Origin of the sequence: Pararobbsia alpina (assembly GCF_902859895.1) — a bacterium.
GTDB lineage: Bacteria > Pseudomonadota > Gammaproteobacteria > Burkholderiales > Burkholderiaceae > Pararobbsia > Pararobbsia alpina.
Map to the genome: position 1 here is coordinate 1 of NZ_CADIKM010000037.1, position 16,998 is coordinate 16,998.

Here is a 16,998-nt window from a genome sequence, read left to right on the forward strand (position 1 = left end):
TCTATGCCGCAAACCACCTCGAAATTGGATTCGACGTTTCATCGAATTCGCCTGATGGGCTTGGCGTTGTCAGTGTGAAATCGATGCTCTTGTTTTGAACACCATCCCTAGGGGATTGTGCCAGTCCGACGAATTCGCGTCACCTGTCCGGGGAATCCAACCAATTCGACTCAGTCCGCTAGGAAGGCGTAACCGAATTCGTTAGAAAGTCTTTGATTTATAAGGAAGTCCAGTCCAACGAATTCCGACACCCTGCAAGACACCGAAGCTTTCTTTTGCGGGCGACGCGTTGCCCGGTTCGTCAACATCGAACGGGTAGCAATTCGGAAGCTGCAGATGCTCAACGCCGCCACAGCGATCGGGTTCCTGCGTGTCCCGCCGAACAATCGCCTTGAAATGCTATGCGGTAACCGGGCTGGGCAGTACAGCATCCGGATCAACGGCCAATGGCGAATTTGCTTTGGTTTCGTGGCAGGTAACGCAGTCGACGTTGAGATCGTCGACTATCACTGAAGGAGCAACCTATGGTCCGGCAAATTCCGCTCGTCACGCCAGGGGAAATTCTCGCCGAAGAGTGGCTCGAGCCGATGAACATCAGCCAGTACGCGCTCGCGAAGGCAATCGGCGTGTCAGCACGCCGCATCAACGAGATCGTCAACGGACAGCGGGCGATCACAGCGGATACAGCGGTGCGCCTGGGTGCCTACTTTGGCACCGATGCACAAAGCTGGATGAACCTGCAGGCGCACTACGACACGGAGATGGCGCGCGAGAAAATTGGCGAAGAACAGCTGTCGGCCATCAGGCAGCACGCGCGTGCGGCCTGACCCGGCGGGCCTCGCCTAGGAGGCCCGCGGCGACACGGCCTGCGGCTGGCGGTGCCGTTTGGTCAGCCACATGCCGAGCCCGCGTGCGAAGACGATGGCCGCATCGAGCTTGCCGAGCTTCGGGCGATGACGGAAGACGTCGTAGTCGACGCGCTCGATCATGTCGAGAATCCGCAGGCCCCCATGGACGACACAGCAGAGCTCGAGACCGAAACGGCCCGGTATGCGGGTCGCGAGCGGTGCGCCGCGCAGCATGAGCTCGCGCGCAAACCCGACTTCATGGCGCATCAGCGCACGCCAGCGTTCATCGACCTTCTGCGCAGCGATATCCGCGTCGCTCACACCGAAACGCGCCATGTCGGCCTGTGGCAAATAGACCCGTTCCTTGCGCCAGTCGACCTCGACGTCCTGCCAGAAATTGATCAGTTGCAGCGAGGTGCAGATCGCATCGGAACACGCCAGATTGTCCGGCGTCTCGAACTCGAACAGGCCGAGCATCAGTCGGCCGACCGGATCGGCCGATCGCCGGCAATAGTCGCGCAGTGCTTCGTAGTCCGCGTAGCGCTTGACGTCGACATCCTGGTCGAACGCGGACAACAGGTCATAGAACAGCTGGAGATCAAGGCGATGGGTCTTCACCACCTGGGCCAACTGGGTGAACATCGGCGCACCGGGTGACGTTGGACGGCCGGCCCGGATCGCATCGAGTTCGCGGCGATAGGCCGCCAGACCTTCGTGCCTGGCATCGGCGGGCGCATCGCCTTCATCGGCGATGTCGTCGGCGCCACGCGCAAAGTTGTAGATCACCCCTACCGGCGCGCGCATCGCTTTAGGCAGCAAAACACTCGCAACCGGAAAATTCTCGTAATGCTCGACTTTGACGGCTTCTGTCATTAAAAAACACCATGCGGGTCCCCTGAGGGACCGGTTGTCCTGTGTCGGCGGTCATTTCCGCCGATCTGCGGTAATTCACGGCGAAGGGGCCCGCCCCCCTTCGGCCGACGCGCCCGGTGAGCCCGTCGGAACCGGCCACAACCGACCGGAGTGCCGCCCTGCATGCCTTCCCGGCCGATCTGTGCTACCTTTGCGCTGTTTTTCGAGGGTGCCGGCTCATTGTGCATGCCCTCTCCATCGCGTCAATTCGCCGCCCGTCACGTTCATTGTGCATCAAGGAGCTCCGTGAGCGTCGCTGAACCAATCGAAACCCAAAATACCGCACGCCCATCCGTGCAGAATGCCATCCCCACGGTCGCCGTGAGCCAGGCGCCTGCTGTGCTCGACCCCGCTGCCATCAACACCATGACCACTCAAGCCGACGAGAACAATAGCGAGCGGATTGCCGCCGGCAGCTCATTTTACGCGGCGATGCGCATTCTGCCGCGCGCGCAGCGCGATGGCATGTTCGAGGTCTACTCATTTTGCCGGCAAGTCGACGATATCGCCGACTCCGACGGCCCGCGCGACACGCGTCTCGCAGCGCTCCAGAAGTGGCGCAGCGACCTCGACGATGTCTACGCGGGCCTGCCGCCCGCGCCTTTGCATGCGCTTGCGCGGACCATCGCCAAGTTCTCGCTCGAGAAGGCCGACTTTCTGGCGGTCATCGACGGCATGGAAATGGATGTGGTCTCGACCATCGTTGCGCCCGACCTCGGGACGCTCGATCTCTACTGTGACCGTGTCGCAAGCGCGGTCGGCCGACTGTCGGTCAAGATCTTCGGGATGGAGCGCGGCGATGGCATCGCGCTCTCGCATCATCTCGGCCGCGCGCTGCAGTTGACCAATATCCTGCGCGATATCGACGAGGACGCAGGCATCGGACGAGTCTATCTGCCGCGTGAGACACTGGCCGAAGCGGGCATTGCCCCGCTGACGCCGGAAGCGATCAGCGCAAGCGTGCTCGACGTCGCGTGTGCGCCGCTGGTCGCGCAAGCGCAGGAACATTTCCGGATCTCGAACGACATCATGAAGCGCTATCCGCGCGGCATCGTGATCGCCCCGAAGATCATGGCCCAGGCCTACGGCGCGATCCTCGAGAAGCTGATCGCGCGCGGCTTCGGCACGCCAAGGCCGCGTGTGCGCGTGTCGAAGGCGCGGCTGATCGCCCTGCTCATCTGGAACAAGTTTTTCTGATGGCCGCCACCGTGCATGTCATCGGCGCAGGGGTCGCCGGCCTTGCCGCCGCGGTCCGTTTCGCGTCGCGCGGTGTGCCTGTCGTGCTGCATGAAGCTGCGCCGCAGGCTGGCGGCCGCTGCCGCTCGTACTTCGACCCGCAGCTCGATGCGATGATCGACAATGGCAACCATCTCGTCTTGTCGGGCAATCGTGCGACGCTCGATTTCGTGCGCACGATCGGTGCCGAAGGTGCGCTGTCGGGCCCCGATGGGGCCGACTTCGCGTTCGTCGACCTCAAGACGGACGAGCGCTGGACCGTGCGCCTCAGCGAAGGTCGCCTGCCCCTGTGGATCTTCGATTCGAAGCGCCGCGTGCCGGGCACGCGCTGGCGCGACTATCTGTCACTGGCACCGCTGCTGACCGCGCGGCCGCATCAGTCGATGACCGATGCGATGCGCTGCCCGCCCGCGCTCTATGAACGCCTGATTCGGCCGCTGTTTCTAGCGGTCTTGAATACGGAACCGACCGACGGCTCCGCTCAACTCGCCGGTGCGGTCATCCGCGAGACACTGGTGCCCGGGGGCCGTGCCTGCCACCCGCTGATCGCCGTGCACGGCCTCGATGCCGCGTTTATTTCACCGGCGCTCGACTACCTTGCCAATCACGGTGCGCAAGTGCGGCTGCAAAGCCGGCTGCGCGCGCTCGATCTGGACGAGACGGCCGGCCCGGCAAAGCGGCGGGTGCGCGGACTGGATTTCGGCAAAGGTTTCGAGCCGATCGGCGAAGACGAGGCCGTGATCCTCGCGCTGCCGCCGAACGTGACCGCGGGCCTCGTGCCCGAACTCACGGTACCGAACGAATATCGCGCGATCGTCAACGCGCATTTCCAGGTGACACCGCCCGCGGATTGCCCGCCGATGCTCGGTGTGATCAACAGCCTGACCGAATGGATCTTCGCCTTCGAAGGCCGCTTATCGGTCACGATCAGCGGGGCCGACCGCCTGCTCGACGAAACGCGCGAGTCGCTCGCCGCGAAGATCTGGGCCGAGGTCGCTGCCGCGGTGAAGCTGCCCGTCGAACCCATGCCGCGCTGGCAGATCGTCCGCGAAAAACGCGCGACCTTCGCGGCAACGCCCGCGCAAAACGCACTGCGGCCGGCGCCGCAAACGCGCTGGCACAATTTGATGCTCGCGGGAGACTGGATCGACAACGGCCTTCCCGCCACCATCGAAGGCGCGATTCGTTCAGGCAATCGCGCGGCCGACCTGCTATTTGAAGTGATAGATTGACCCGATGACGAACACGACCCAAGACCCGGCCATTGCCAGTACGCCGGCCACCATTGAAGCGGATGACCTTGCGGCCAGGCTCGCGCAGGGCCACGGAGCAGCCTCGCGCCATGCCGATCGCCTCGAACACGGCATCGCCACCGCGCTCGACGCGCTGCTTTCGCTCCAGCATCCCGACGGCTATTGGCTGTTCGAACTCGAGGCCGACGCGACGATCCCGGCCGAATACATCCTGCTCGTCCACTACCTCGGCGAGACGCCGGACCTCGCGCTCGAAGCAAAAATCGTCGCCTATCTCAAGCGGATCCAGGGCAAGCACGGCGGCTGGCCGCTGTTCCATGACGGCCGCCTCGACGTGAGTGCGAGCGTCAAGGCCTATTTCGCCCTGAAGATGGCGGGCGAGCCGGTCGATGCCCCGCATATGAAGCGCGCACGCGAGGCGATCCTCGCGCACGGCGGCGCAAACAAGAGCAATGTCTTTACGCGCGCGCTGCTCGCGCTGTTCGGCGTGATCGACTGGAAGGCGGTGCCGATGATGCCCGTCGAGATCATGCTGTTGCCCAAGTGGTTTCCGTTCCACCTTTCGAAGGTCTCGTACTGGGCCCGCACGGTGATCGTGCCGCTGCTCGTGCTGCAGACCCTGCGGCCGCGTGCGCGCAACCCGAAGGGCGTGACGATCGACGAACTATTCGTCGGCTCGCCGCGCGACGTCGGCTCCACTCCGCGCGCCGGTCATCAAAGCCGTGGGTGGTTCTCGTTCTTCGCGGGTGTCGACGTCATCCTGCGCGCCACGCATACCCTGTTTCCGAAACGCTCGCGCAAGGCCGCCATCGATGCGGCCGTCGCGTTCGTCGATGAACGGCTCAACGGCGAGGACGGCCTCGGTGCGATTTTTCCGGCGATGGCGAACTCGGTGATGATGTACGACGTGCTCGGCTATCCGGCCGATCATCCGAACCGCGCGATCGCGCGCCGCTCGATCGACAACCTGCTGGTGATCGGTGAAGACGAGGCGTATTGCCAGCCCTGCCTGTCGCCGGTCTGGGACACGGCGCTCGTCGCCCACGCGCTGCTCGAAACCGGCGATACACGCGCGATCGCGCAAGCCACGCGTGGGCTCGACTGGCTCGTGCCGCTTCAGATCCTCGAGACGCGCGGCGACTGGATTTCGCGGCGCCCCGACGTGCGTCCGGGCGGCTGGGCCTTTCAGTTCGCGAACCCGCACTACCCCGACGTCGATGATACAGCGGTCGTCGCGATGGCGATGGACCGTGCGCAGCGCCTGAATGGCGACCACCGCTATGACAACGCGATCGACCGCGGCTGCGAATGGGTCATCGGCATGCAGAGCGGCAATGGCGGTTGGGGTGCGTTCGAGCCGGAGAACACCCATCTGTACCTGAACAACATACCGTTCTCCGATCACGGCGCGCTGCTCGACCCGCCGACCGTCGACGTCTCGGCACGCTGCCTGTCGATGCTCGCCCAGTTGCCGCAACAGCCCGAGCGCCAGGAATCGGCCAAACTCGCGCTGCAATACCTGATCGACGACCAGGAAGACGACGGCAGCTGGCACGGACGCTGGGGCCTGAACTATGTCTACGGCACATGGTCGGCCTTGTGCGGCCTGCGCGGCGGTGGACTCGAACCCGGTGCACCCGCTTTGCGCCGCGGTGCCGAATGGCTGCTGTCGATCCAGAACCCGGACGGCGGATGGGGCGAAGACGGCGAGAGCTACAAACTCGACTATCGAGGCTACGAAGCCGCACCGAGCACGGCATCGCAGACGTCCTGGGCGCTGCTCGGCCTGATGGCAGCCGGCTACGAGCATGATCCGGCACTCGCGCGCGGCATCCAGTATCTGCTCGACACGCAGAACGACGAGGGCCTATGGGACGAGGCGCTGTTCACCGCGACGGGCTTTCCGCGCGTGTTCTATCTGCGCTATCACGGCTACCGCAAGTTCTTCCCGCTGTGGGCACTGGCGCGCTATCGCAACCTGACCGTGCGCAACGCGTGCCCAATTCCATGCGGAATGTGAGCCTGAACCCATGATCATCGTCGTCACGGGCCTCGCGTTCGAAGCGCGCATCGCGGCGGGAGCCGGTGTCACCGTGATCTGCCAGCAGAACGCGACGCTTGCCGATATCCTCGTGCCCGCGCTCGCCGAAGGCTGTGAAGGTGTCGTGAGCTTTGGCACGGCAGGTGGACTCGTCGACGATCTGCGGCCCGGTACGTGGGTGATCGCGCGCTCGGTGATCAGCGCCAAGCGCCGCTTCGAAACGGACACGCGCTGGTCGCAAACGCTGCGCGCCCTGCTGCCGGAGGCACGCTATGGTGACATCGCTGGGGTTCCCGAGCCGGTGGTCGACACGGCCGGCAAACATGCACTCAATCGCACGACCGGGGCCATCGCGGCCGATATGGAATCGCAGGTGGTCGCGCGTCTGGCGAATGCGCGCGAATTGCCTTTCGTCTGTTGCCGCGTGGTCATCGATCCGGCCGAACGCTCGCTGCCCGAGGCGGCGCTCGCCGGCATGCGTGCCGATGGCTCGACCGATATCGGTGCGGTCCTGAAGTCGCTGCTCAGGCACCCCGGCCAGTTGCCGGGACTGCTCGCCGTCGCGCGAGATGCGGCGCACGCAAAGAAGTCGTTGACGCGGGGCCGCGGCAGGATCGGCGCGGGCTTCGGCTTCGCGACCGCTGCATAGAAGGACCCCAGCGAGGACCTCAGCGCTTCGCTTGTGCGCGGCCCTTCCACATGCCGCCGCGCCCCCTCGCATGTTGAATCGCCGAATCGAGCGTAAAGGCCGAGTACAAGGCGGCGATCGCCGGCAGGATCGGCGCCCACCATCCTGAACGCCCATAGAACCTGAGCATCGGCAGGTACGACACGCTCATCCCGATCCATGCGAGCAGGCCGAAAAACCGCGGCCAGCCGCTTGCGAAAATAGTCATCAGCGGGGGCGCGAGGAAAGTCAGGAACAGCGACAGCAAGGTACCGAGCAACAGCAGCGGCGAATACTTGAGTTGCGCATAAGCCGTACGCGCCACCATCCGCCGAATCTCGCCCAGATTGTCATAGGGGCGCACGCTCTGCGCACGTTCGGTCAGGCCGAGCCAGATCGGGCCGCGAAGCTTCATCCTCGCGCCGAGCGCGCAGTCGTCGATGATCTCGTCGCGGATCGACTCGATGCCGCCCGCTGCTTCGAGCGCCTCGCGCCTGACGAGCATGCAGCCGCCCGCGGCGGCAGCCATCGGATGACCACGCTGGTTGACCCAGCGGAACGGGTACAGCATCTGAAAAAACAGGACAAAGGCGGGAATCAGCGCGCGCTCGAACCATGCGTCGCAGCGCAGCTTCGCCATCAGCGAGACGAGCACGAGCTTGTCGTGGGTGCCGCGCGTCACGAGCTGCCGCAGATTGTCGGGCGAGTGCGCGATATCGGCATCGGTCAGCAACAACCAGTCCGGCTTGTGCGACTGGCACGCCAGTTCGATGCCCTGGCGCACGGCCCAGAGCTTGCCGGTCCAGCCCTCGGGCAGCGGCGCGCCGCTGAGCACCGTGAGCCGGTCGCCGGCACCCGCCTGCACGGCCGCGGCACGCGCGAGTTCGGCGGTACCGTCGGTGCTCTGGTCGTCGACGACGATGATCCGGAACTCACCCGAATAGTCCTGGCGGCACAGGTTGCCGACCGTCTGCGCGATCGACCCCGCCTCATTACGCGCGGGAATCACGACCGCGACCGGCGGCCAGTGGGCCGGCTCGACGAAACGCGCCGCATCCTCGGGCAAGTCGTCCCGATCGCCCGCATGCCAGAAGCCGCCGCGCGCGCTCAGCAGGTAGACCCAGATACACAGGGAAACAAACGCAATCAGTCCGGCCATGGTCAGCTCAGGTAGCCGGCGACCCGGAACCACTCGATCGCATCACGCAGGCCCTCGGCATAGGGGCGCGCGGTGTAGCCAAGTTGCGCCTGGGCTTTCGCCGATGAAAAGAACATCCGGTAACGCGACATCTTGAGGCCGTCGACCGTGACGAACGGTTCCTTGCCCGTGAATTTCGCCACGCCCTGCGCGGCGAGCGCCAGCGGATACAGCGGCCAGCGCGGCAACGTGACACTCGGCGCCTTGCGACCGCACAGCCGTGCAATGGTCGCAAGCATATCGCGCAGCAGCACGTCGTCGCCCCCAAGGATATAGCGTTCGCCAACATTACCGCGATCGAGCGCGAGCAGATGCCCCTGGGCGCAGTCGTCGACATGGACGAGGTTCAAGCCGGTATCGACGAAAGCCGGGATCTTGCCCAGCGCGGCTTCGACGATGATCCTGCCCGTCGGAGTCGGACGGATGTCACGCGGGCCGATCGGCGTCGAGGGATTGACGATCACGGCCGGCAAGCCCTGCTCGGCGACAAGTTTCTCGACGATCCGCTCGGCCGCGACTTTGCTGCGCTTGTAGACGCCGATGGTGTGGTGCTCCTCGTTCGGAGAGGTCTCATCGACGGGCGCGGTCGCGCCCTTGACGCGCAATGTCGCGACGCTGCTCGTGTAGACGATGCGTTCGACCTTGCGGCGCAGCGCGGCTTCCATCGTGACACGCGTGCCGTCCGCGTTCGAACGCATGATGTCGCGTGGGTCCGGTGCCCAGAGCCGGTAGTCCGCCGCGACATGGAACAGCACTTCGATGCCGTCGAGCGCGCGGTCCATCGCGGTGGGGTCGCGCATATCGCCCTCGACCACCTCGATGTCGAGCCCGTTCAGGTTTTCACGCGGGCTCGTCGCGCGCACCATCGCGCGCACCCGGTAGCCCCGCGCGAGCGCTGCTTTCACGACGGCCGAGCCGACAAAGCCGGACGCCCCGGTGACCAGTACACGAGGTCCCGTCATGAGTAGACGAAAAACATAGAGAGGGAAAAGGCCGACGCGAATGTCGGTAACGGCAATACGGCCGCTCGCGCGGCCGTATCACATCGGCCGGGCCGCGGCTCGGATGCCGCGCCGGCCTTCCGGGCGATGCCTGCCTCAACCATCGACCGCTTCGGCGACCGGTGCTTTGGCAGCCTTCTTGTTCTTGATCTCCGACAGCTTGATCTCGACGTGCTTCGAGAACATATAGTCGGCGGGCCGCGCATTGTCGAGCTTGATGTCGGGCACAAAGGCGCCTTCGGTCCTCACGCCGCGCAGCGCGACGCTGAGGGCCCGCAAGGGATGCGCAACGGTCTCGTTGACCGCCGACGCTTCGAAGCCGCTGTGGACCATGCAGTCCGCGCACTTCTCGTAGTTGCCCACGCCGTATTTGTCCCAATCGGTCGAATTCATCAGCTCGGTGTAGGTCTTCGCATAGCCTTCACCCAGCAGATAGCACGGACGCTGCCAGCCGAACACGGTACGCGTCGGGTTGCCCCAAGGCGTGCAGTGATAGCTGCGGTTGCCGGCCAGGAAATCGAGGAACAGGCCCGACTGGCTGAACGCCCAGTCCTTGCCGCCATGGCCGCGACGCAGGATGTCGCGGAACAGGTGCTTGGTCTTTTCCCGATTCAGGAAATGCTGCTGATCCGGCGCGCGTTCGTAGGCATAACCCGGCGAAACGGTGATGCCGTCAACGCCCATTGTCTTGACCGTATCGAAGAAGGCCGCGACGCGTGCAGGCTCGGCATCGTTGAACAGCGTGCAGTTGATGTTGACGCGGAAACCGCGCGACTTCGCAAGCTTGATCGCCGAGACGCAACGATCGTAGACGCCTTCCTGGCTCACCGAGTGATCGTGCATCTCCTTGTCGCCGTCGAGGTGAATCGACCAGACGAAGAAGGGACTCGGCTCGTAATCGTCGATCTTCTTTTCGAGCAGCAATGCATTCGTGCAAAGATAGACGAACTTCTTGCGTGCAATGATGCCCTTGACGATCTCGGGCATGTCCTTGTGCAGCAAGGGCTCCCCCCCTGCGATCGAAACGACCGGCGCGCCGCATTCGTCGACCGCCGCGAGCGAGTCCTCCAGCGAGACACGCTGGTTCAGGATGGGATCCGGATAATCGATCTTGCCGCAGCCATTACACGCCAGATTGCAGCGGAACAGCGGTTCGAGCATGAGCACCAGTGGATAACGCTTGACACCGGTCAGGCGCTGCTTCAGCAGATACGCGCCGACATAGGCTTGTTGCAGAAAGGGAATCCCCACGTAAACTCCTTTGGTTCAGTTCGCCGCCGCGTTCGGCTCGGCCGATGCGATTTCGATCAATTCAGCCGGCAGGCGGAACTGAATGGTTTCTTCAATGCCGTCCATGATCGTGACTTCGACCGGACCCAGCCGGCGCAGCGCATCAATCACGTTCTCGACCATGCTTTCGGGGGCGGACGCACCCGCGGTAATCCCGACCGAATTCGCGCCCTTGACCCATTCGTGCTTCAGTTCGCTGCCATCGGCAAGCAGATAGCTCGGTACGCCGACTTCCTCGCCGATTTCACGCAGGCGGTTCGAGTTCGAACTGTTCGGCGCGCCCACCACGAGGAGGACATCGGCCCGCTCGCAGAGTTCGCGCACAGCCGTCTGGCGATTCTGCGTCGCGTAGCAAATGTCCTTGGTATCGGGACCGATGATATTCGTAAAGCGATTTTGCAGCGCGCCGATAATGCCCTTGGTCTCATCGACCGAGAGCGTTGTCTGCGTCACATAGGAAACGGGTTCGTCGACATTGACTTCGAGCTTCTCGACGTCCTCTTCGGTCTGCACGAGATGCACGGGGCCGTCGATCTGCCCCATCGTACCAAGAATCTCGGGATGGCCCGCATGGCCGATGAGAATCACCTGGCGGCCATTGGCCAGATAATTCTTGCCCTGGATATGCACCTTCGTAACCAGCGGGCAGGTGGCATTCAATACCTTGAGCCCGCGCGCCTCGGCTTCCTGTTCGACGGCCTTCGCCACGCCGTGAGCGCTGAAAATCGTCACGGCTCCCGGCGGCGCTTCCGATAATTCCTCGATAAACCGCGCGCCTTTCGCCTTCAGCGATTCGACCACATGCCGGTTATGAACAATTTCATGCCTGACGTAGACCGGCGCGCCGTATTTCTGCAACGCGCGCTCGACAATCTCGATTGCGCGAACGACACCTGCGCAAAATCCACGAGGTTGAGCAAGAATGACTTGCATTAAGGTCTCCGCATTGAACCCAAATCGGTCTGTAAAAATCGGCGAGGCAGTCATCCTGCCTCGCCAGCTTACGACCAGTAATCAGAAGTATCCGTGATTGTAACGCCCACAGGCGAATATTGCCGGTCGGCCGGGCCTCCGGTTGCGGGCAACGTACAGAGTTTGTCCATTAATGCGGCGGGCAAATTTTTGTCGTGCCTGGGCAAATACCGGAAATCCGCGCCTTATTGCGCAACCCGGGCGTTGTGCGCCACCAGGAATTTGATCAGCCCGTCAATACCGCCCCGCGCGATCTCGCCAGCGAACTGCTGCTGATAGACCCGGATCAGCCAGGCGCCCATCATGTCGATGTCATAGATCTTCCAGCCGTCATTGGTCAGGCCGAGCCGGTAGCCCACCTGAAGATCGTCGTCCAGACCGGTGACCGCGCTCTGCACGACCGCATCCTTTCCGTTGGCACCCATCTGCGGTGGATCGATCCGAAATTTGACGGCCTGGCCCCGAATTTGCGTCAGCTGGAGCGCATAAGTGTTCACCAAAAGCAACTGGAACTGTTCAAACAGCTGTTTTTGCTGCTCAGGTGTTGCAGTATTCCAGGCGGGGCCGACGGCGATGCGCGTGGTCCGCTGAAAGTCCGTGTAAGGAAGGAAATTGGCCTGCACAATCTTGACGGTCGCCTTGAGATCGCCGTCGCGCGCCGCCGGATCCGCCTTCGCCGCCTTGACGGTAGTCTCGACGGCCTGGCGCACGGTATCGTTCGGCGCGACCTTGCCTGCCTGCGCATGGGCCGCCGTTATTGTGCAAACTGTCACCAATGCTACGATTAGTCTTCTCATTACTCCGTTCCTGCTAGATGCAATCGACCTTCATTGAGTTCGACGATTTCAAGGCCATTCGCTCCCTAGCGGTCGGCTTCGTGACATTTTAGCCGCTGGCGGGCCGGCCCGCATCTACGCCATCGGATCGGCCCTCGCGCCGCAACCGCCACCTTGCCGTCAGCGGCCGTTTGCCGCTTGACTTCAGCCACCTTATTTCAGGACTCCGCCGCATGCTGACTTCGTTGATCGTGCGCACCGTTCGCTTTTCAATGCGCCACGCCTACCTGGTCATCGCCGCCTGGCTGCTGCTCGCGATCGCGAGTGGCTTTTATGCGGTGAGGCACTTCGCGATCAACACCGACATCGGCGCGCTGATCGACACGAGCCCCGAATGGAAGGCGCGTGGCGATGCCATCGACAAGGCTTTCCCCCAGCGCTCGAACGTCACGCTCGCCGTCGTCGAGGCGCCCGCCGCCGAGTTCGCGGGACGTGCCGCGAGCGAACTCGCGACGCGTCTTGCCGCCGACAAGCAGTCGTTCAACGGCGTGAGCCAGCCGGGCTCGGGAGAATTCTTCGAGCGCAACGGCTTGCTGTTCGCCTCGACCGACGATGTCGTCAAGCTGACGGGCAAGCTCCGCGATGCGCGCCCCTTGCTGAACCGCCTCGCACGCGACCCCACGCTCGGCGGCTTGTCCAGCCTGCTGTCGGTGACGCTCCAGATCCCGTTGCAGACGGGCCAGGTGCAGCTCGGCGGGATGGCCAGGCTGCTCGGCACGAGTGCCGACACGATCGACGAGGTGCTGGCCGGCAAGCCCGCGGCGATGTCGTGGCGCGCGCTGGTCGACCCTGATACGAAGGCGCGCAGTTTCGTCCAGGTCCAGCCGGTGCTCGACTACAGCGCGCTCGAGGCGGGCGCCGCGAGTTCGGAGAAGATCCGGCAAACGGCCGTCGACCTCCACCTGTCCGAGCGCTATGGCGCGACGGTCAGCCTGACGGGCTCGCAACCGCTCGCCGACGAGGAATTCGGCTCGGTGCGCGAAGGCGCGATTCCGAACGCGATCGGCACGCTGCTCGCGGTGCTCGTGATCCTCTGGCTCGCGGTGCGCTCGCGCCGCATGGTGATCGCCGTGTTCACGACGCTGATCGTCGGCCTGGTGATCACCGCCGCGGCGGGTTTGCTGATGGTCGGCGCGCTGAACATGATTTCGGTCGCGTTCGCGGTCCTGTTCATCGGCATCGGGGTCGACTTCGGAATTCAGTTTGGCGTACGGTATCGCGAGGAACGCCATCTCTATGGCGAACTCGAACCCGCCCTGCTCGCGGCCGCGAAATCGATCGCGATGCCGCTGACGCTCGCGGCAGCAGCCACCGCGGCTAGCTTCTTCTCGTTCCTGCCGACCGCCTATCGAGGGGTATCCGAGCTCGGCCAGATCGCGGGGGTCGGCATCCTGTTCGTCGCGTTTCCGTCGAGCATCTGTCTGCTTCCCGCCTTGATCGCGGTGTTCAAGCCGCGCGGCGAACCGGCGGCGCCGGGTTTCCACTGGCTTGCACCCGTCGATACCTTTACGAGTCGCAATCGCAAGCCATTGCTGATCGGCACGCTCGTGCTCGTGATCGCGGGATTGCCGATGCTCACGCACCTGCACTTCGACTTCAACGCACTCGACCTCAAGGATCCGCACACGGAGTCGATGCGCACCCTGCAGCGCCTCGCCGATTCCCCTGAAGCGGGCGTCAACGATGTGAGCATCCTCGAGCCTTCGCTGAGTGCCGCCGAAACCGAGGCCGGCAAGCTTCGCGCGCTGCCCGAGGTAGGCCGCGTGATGACGCTCAACAGCTTCGTGCCCGAGGATCAGGCGGCCAAGCGCGCGGCGATCGCCGCCGCGGCCGCGCAGCTCGATAGTGTGCTCGCCCAGCCGCGCGCGCAGCCGATGGGCGATGGGGCGCGAGTCTCGAGCCTGAAGCTTGCCGCGGGCCAACTCGAAAACGCGGCGCTCGACCATCCGGGACCCGGCGCGAAGGAAGCCCAGCATCTCGCCACCTCGTTGCGCAAGCTCGCGCAGAGCGATGCGGCGACCCGCGACCGGGCCGAACATGCGATCGCCCTGCCGCTGCAGATCGCCTTGGGCCAATTGCGTACGGCGCTCAATCCGCAGCCCTCGATCGCGGTCGGCTCACTCCCGCAAGACATCGTCTCGCAATGGCTGACCCAGGACGGCCGCGCGCTCGTGCAAATCTCGCCGCGTGCCGCCCCCGGCAAGAGCCCCAACGATACCGAGGTCCTACGGACGTTCAGCAAGGCCGTGCTGGCCGCGGAACCCGATGTCGTCGGCGGCCCGATCTCGATCCTTCATTCCGCCAACGTGATCGTCCACGCGTTCATCCAGGCCGCGATACTGGCCCTGGTCTCCATCACGATCCTGCTATGGCTCGCGCTGCGCCGCTTCTCAGACGTGCTGCGCACTCTGGTCCCCCTGCTCGTATCGGCCGCGGTAACACTTGAGATCTCCGAGCTGATCGGGCTTCAGCTCAACTTCGCGAACATCATCGCACTGCCCTTGCTGCTCGGTGTCGGTGTCGCGTTCAAGATCTACTACGTGATGGCGTGGCGGGCTGGCCAGACGAAGCTGCTGCAGTCGAGCCTGACACAGGCGGTGATCCTGTCGGCGGGAACCACCGCGGTCGCGTTCGGCAGCCTGTGGCTCTCGCACCATCCGGGCACCTCGAGCATGGGTAAGCTGCTCGCGCTCTCCCTGCTGTGCACGCTGATCGGGGCTGTGTTCTTCCAGCCGGTCCTGATGGGCACGCCGCGCAAGTCGGCACGCGCCGCGCGCGCCCGGCGCGACCGTCTTCACGGTCAGCGGCCGGCCGAGTAGTCGTACGGCTAGGCGCCGCCCGTGGCCTGGCGCTTCCCCGGCGCGGTCCGCACGGGCGGGCTCGCGAGCTTGTCCTTGACCGCCCGGCGGATCGACGCGGTGATCCCTTCCGCGTCGAGCCCGCACGAGGCGAGCTGCTCGGCGGGGTCGCCATGATCGACGAATGCATCGGGCAAGCCCAGTTGTACCACCGGTACCCGCACACCGTGTGCGGCAAGCGCTTCAAGGCAGGCCGAGCCCGCCCCACCCATGACGGCCCCTTCCTCGACCGTGACGATCAGATCGTGAGTCTGGGCGAGTTGCTGGACCAGTTCTACATCGAGCGGCTTGACGAAGCGCATGTTCGCGACGGTCGCATCGAAGTGCTCGGCCGTCGCGAGGCTCGGCGCGAGCATCGCCCCAAACGCGAGGATCGCAATCCGCTCGCCGCGCGCGGCATTCGACTGGCGGCGAATCTCGCCCTTGCCGACCGGCAAGGCCGTCAATGCCGAAGCGATCGCGACACCCGGCCCGACACCGCGCGGATAACGCACGGCTGCAGGCCCATCGATCTGCAAGCCGGTATGTAACATTTGCCGGCATTCGTTTTCATCGGCCGGCGTCATCACCGTCATATTCGGGATACAACGCAGATACGCGATATCGTAGGCACCCGCATGCGTCGCGCCGTCCGCGCCGACGAGCCCCGCGCGGTCGATCGCGAAGAGCACGGGTAGGTTCTGCAACGCGATGTCGTGGATCAACTGATCGTAGGCACGCTGCAGGAAGGTTGAATAGATCGCGACGACCGGCCTCAGGCCTTCGGTCGCCATGCCGCCTGCGAACGTCAGCGCATGCTGTTCGGCGATGCCGACATCGAAATAGCGCGCGGGAAAACGCTGCTCGAACTCCACCAGACCCGACCCTTCGCGCATCGCAGGCGTAATACCGACCACGCGTACGTCGCGCGCGGCTTCGTCGCACAGCCATTCGCCGAACACTGCCGTGTACGTCCGGCGCGGCGCGGCGGGCCTGATCCCTTCGAGCGGATTGAACTTGCCCGGGCCGTGATAGAGCACGGGGTCGGCTTCGGCGAGCTTGTAACCCTGCCCCTTGCGGGTGATCACATGCAGGAACTGTGGACCATCGAGCCGCTTGAGATTCTCGAGCGCGGGAATCAGCGAATCGAGGTCGTGGCCATCGATCGGCCCGATGTAATTGAAGCCGAACTCCTCGAACATCGTGGCCGGCGTGACGAGGCCCTTGGCATGTTCCTCGAGCTTGTGGGCGAATTCGAGCAGCGGTGGCGAACGGCGCAAAATGCGTCGCATCCCTTCTTTCGCGCTCGTATAGACGCGCCCCGAGACGAGCCGCGCCAAATAGTTGTTCAGCGCGCCGACCGGCGGCGAGATCGACATCTCGTTGTCGTTGAGGATCACGAGCAAGGGCACGTCGCTGACGCCCGCATTGTTGAGCGCCTCGAATGCTTCGCCGGCCGTCAGCGCACCGTCGCCGATCACCGCCACCACACGCCGCGCCTCGCCCTTCAACTTGCTTGCGACTGCCATGCCAAGCGCGGCCGAGATCGAGGTGCTCGAATGCGCGGTGCCGAAGGCGTCGTACTCGGACTCCGTACGCCGCGGAAAACCCGAGATGCCACCGCGTTGGCGCAGCGTCGCCATCTGCTCGCGGCGCCCGGTCAGGATCTTGTGGGGATAGGTTTGATGTCCGACATCCCAGACGATACGGTCTTCGGGTGTATCGAAGACGTGATGAAGCGCGATCGTAAGTTCGACCGTGCCGAGATTCGAAGAAAGGTGACCGCCGGTGCGCGACACGCTGTCGAGCACGAAGTCGCGCAACTCCACGGCCAACTGCTGCAATTCCGACCGCGACAGCGCATGCAGTTGCGCCGGACGGTCGATCCTCGGAAGCACTTTGCGCAT

14 protein-coding genes are annotated in these 16,998 nt (G+C 64.2%); 7 read left to right on the forward strand and 7 right to left on the reverse strand.

What is annotated here, in order from left to right; translation table 11 throughout:
• Window positions 1–252: 252 nt before the first annotated feature.
• Both HV670_RS23645 and HV670_RS23650 read left to right on the forward strand, forming a co-directional pair.
• Entirely contained in the window at window positions 253–513 is a 261-nt protein-coding gene (locus HV670_RS23645) for a type II toxin-antitoxin system RelE/ParE family toxin (protein WP_246257883.1), read from the forward strand.
• A gap of 11 nt (window positions 514–524) precedes the next feature.
• The gene (locus HV670_RS23650) at window positions 525–827 is read left to right on the forward strand and encodes a HigA family addiction module antitoxin (RefSeq protein WP_175107442.1); all 303 of its coding nucleotides are present in this window, start codon (window positions 525–527) and stop codon (window positions 825–827) included.
• Between the two features lie 15 nt (window positions 828–842).
• On the opposite strand, the gene hpnC is transcribed toward HV670_RS23650, so the two are convergent.
• Window positions 843–1,721, reverse strand: coding sequence for a squalene synthase HpnC (hpnC, locus tag HV670_RS23655; RefSeq protein ID WP_175107443.1), 879 nt, complete (start codon window positions 1,719–1,721; stop codon window positions 843–845).
• Window positions 1,722–2,126: 405 nt separating this feature from the next.
• Between hpnC and hpnD the strand changes: the two genes are divergently transcribed.
• Genes hpnD through HV670_RS23675 form a run of 4 tightly spaced genes read left to right on the forward strand, consistent with a single transcriptional unit; the run spans window position 2,127 to window position 6,939 of the window.
• Entirely contained in the window at window positions 2,127–2,957 is an 831-nt protein-coding gene (gene hpnD / locus HV670_RS23660; protein WP_175107474.1) for a presqualene diphosphate synthase HpnD, read from the forward strand.
• Entirely contained in the window at window positions 2,957–4,228 is a 1,272-nt protein-coding gene (gene hpnE, locus HV670_RS23665; RefSeq protein WP_175107444.1) for a hydroxysqualene dehydroxylase HpnE, read from the forward strand. Before hpnD ends, hpnE begins: the two co-directional genes overlap by 1 nt.
• A 4-nt stretch (window positions 4,229–4,232) precedes the next feature.
• Entirely contained in the window at window positions 4,233–6,269 is a 2,037-nt protein-coding gene (gene shc, locus HV670_RS23670) for a squalene--hopene cyclase (RefSeq protein ID WP_175107445.1), read from the forward strand.
• A gap of 10 nt (window positions 6,270–6,279) precedes the next feature.
• Entirely contained in the window at window positions 6,280–6,939 is a 660-nt protein-coding gene (locus tag HV670_RS23675) for a phosphorylase (RefSeq protein ID WP_175107446.1), read from the forward strand.
• A 19-nt stretch (window positions 6,940–6,958) separates the two neighbouring features.
• Here the strand turns inward: HV670_RS23675 and HV670_RS23680 are convergent, their stop codons facing one another.
• From HV670_RS23680 to HV670_RS23700, 5 genes are all read right to left on the reverse strand, one after another.
• Window positions 6,959–8,116, reverse strand: coding sequence for a glycosyltransferase (locus HV670_RS23680; protein ID WP_175107447.1), 1,158 nt, complete (start codon window positions 8,114–8,116; stop codon window positions 6,959–6,961).
• Between the two features lie 2 nt (window positions 8,117–8,118).
• Window positions 8,119–9,117, reverse strand: coding sequence for a hopanoid-associated sugar epimerase (gene hpnA / locus HV670_RS23685; RefSeq protein ID WP_175107448.1), 999 nt, complete (start codon window positions 9,115–9,117; stop codon window positions 8,119–8,121).
• Between the two features lie 135 nt (window positions 9,118–9,252).
• The gene (gene hpnH, locus HV670_RS23690) at window positions 9,253–10,407 is read right to left on the reverse strand and encodes an adenosyl-hopene transferase HpnH (protein ID WP_175107449.1); all 1,155 of its coding nucleotides are present in this window, start codon (window positions 10,405–10,407) and stop codon (window positions 9,253–9,255) included.
• Between the two features lie 15 nt (window positions 10,408–10,422).
• Window positions 10,423–11,379, reverse strand: a complete 957-nt coding sequence (ispH, locus tag HV670_RS23695) for a 4-hydroxy-3-methylbut-2-enyl diphosphate reductase (RefSeq protein ID WP_175107450.1) — start codon at window positions 11,377–11,379, stop codon at window positions 10,423–10,425.
• Between the two features lie 224 nt (window positions 11,380–11,603).
• Window positions 11,604–12,215 carry an MlaC/ttg2D family ABC transporter substrate-binding protein gene (locus HV670_RS23700; protein ID WP_175107451.1) on the reverse strand — a complete coding sequence of 204 codons (612 nt, stop codon included), beginning with the start codon at window positions 12,213–12,215 and terminating at the stop codon, window positions 11,604–11,606.
• 212 nt (window positions 12,216–12,427) lie between these two features.
• Between HV670_RS23700 and hpnN the strand changes: the two genes are divergently transcribed.
• Entirely contained in the window at window positions 12,428–15,073 is a 2,646-nt protein-coding gene (gene hpnN / locus HV670_RS23705; protein WP_175107452.1) for a hopanoid transporter HpnN, read from the forward strand.
• An 8-nt stretch (window positions 15,074–15,081) separates the two neighbouring features.
• Here the strand turns inward: hpnN and dxs are convergent, their stop codons facing one another.
• Window positions 15,082–16,998, reverse strand: a complete 1,917-nt coding sequence (dxs, locus tag HV670_RS23710; RefSeq protein ID WP_175107453.1) for a 1-deoxy-D-xylulose-5-phosphate synthase — start codon at window positions 16,996–16,998, stop codon at window positions 15,082–15,084.

Bases quoted from the DNA above. Each gene is read 5' to 3' on its own strand.
- HV670_RS23650 (WP_175107442.1), top strand. From the start codon at position 525: ATGGTCCGGCAAATTCCGCTCGTCACGCCAGGGGAAATTCTCGCCGAA.
- hpnC (WP_175107443.1), bottom strand. From the start codon at position 1,721: ATGACAGAAGCCGTCAAAGTCGAGCATTACGAGAATTTTCCGGTTGCG.
- hpnD (WP_175107474.1), top strand. From the start codon at position 2,127: ATGACCACTCAAGCCGACGAGAACAATAGCGAGCGGATTGCCGCCGGC.
- hpnE (WP_175107444.1), top strand. From the start codon at position 2,957: ATGGCCGCCACCGTGCATGTCATCGGCGCAGGGGTCGCCGGCCTTGCC.
- shc (WP_175107445.1), top strand. From the start codon at position 4,233: ATGACGAACACGACCCAAGACCCGGCCATTGCCAGTACGCCGGCCACC.
- HV670_RS23675 (WP_175107446.1), top strand. From the start codon at position 6,280: ATGATCATCGTCGTCACGGGCCTCGCGTTCGAAGCGCGCATCGCGGCG.
- HV670_RS23680 (WP_175107447.1), bottom strand. From the start codon at position 8,116: ATGGCCGGACTGATTGCGTTTGTTTCCCTGTGTATCTGGGTCTACCTG.
- hpnA (WP_175107448.1), bottom strand. From the start codon at position 9,117: ATGACGGGACCTCGTGTACTGGTCACCGGGGCGTCCGGCTTTGTCGGC.
- ispH (WP_175107450.1), bottom strand. From the start codon at position 11,379: ATGCAAGTCATTCTTGCTCAACCTCGTGGATTTTGCGCAGGTGTCGTT.
- HV670_RS23700 (WP_175107451.1), bottom strand. From the start codon at position 12,215: ATGAGAAGACTAATCGTAGCATTGGTGACAGTTTGCACAATAACGGCG.
- hpnN (WP_175107452.1), top strand. From the start codon at position 12,428: ATGCTGACTTCGTTGATCGTGCGCACCGTTCGCTTTTCAATGCGCCAC.
- dxs (WP_175107453.1), bottom strand. From the start codon at position 16,998: ATGCGCAAAGTGCTTCCGAGGATCGACCGTCCGGCGCAACTGCATGCG.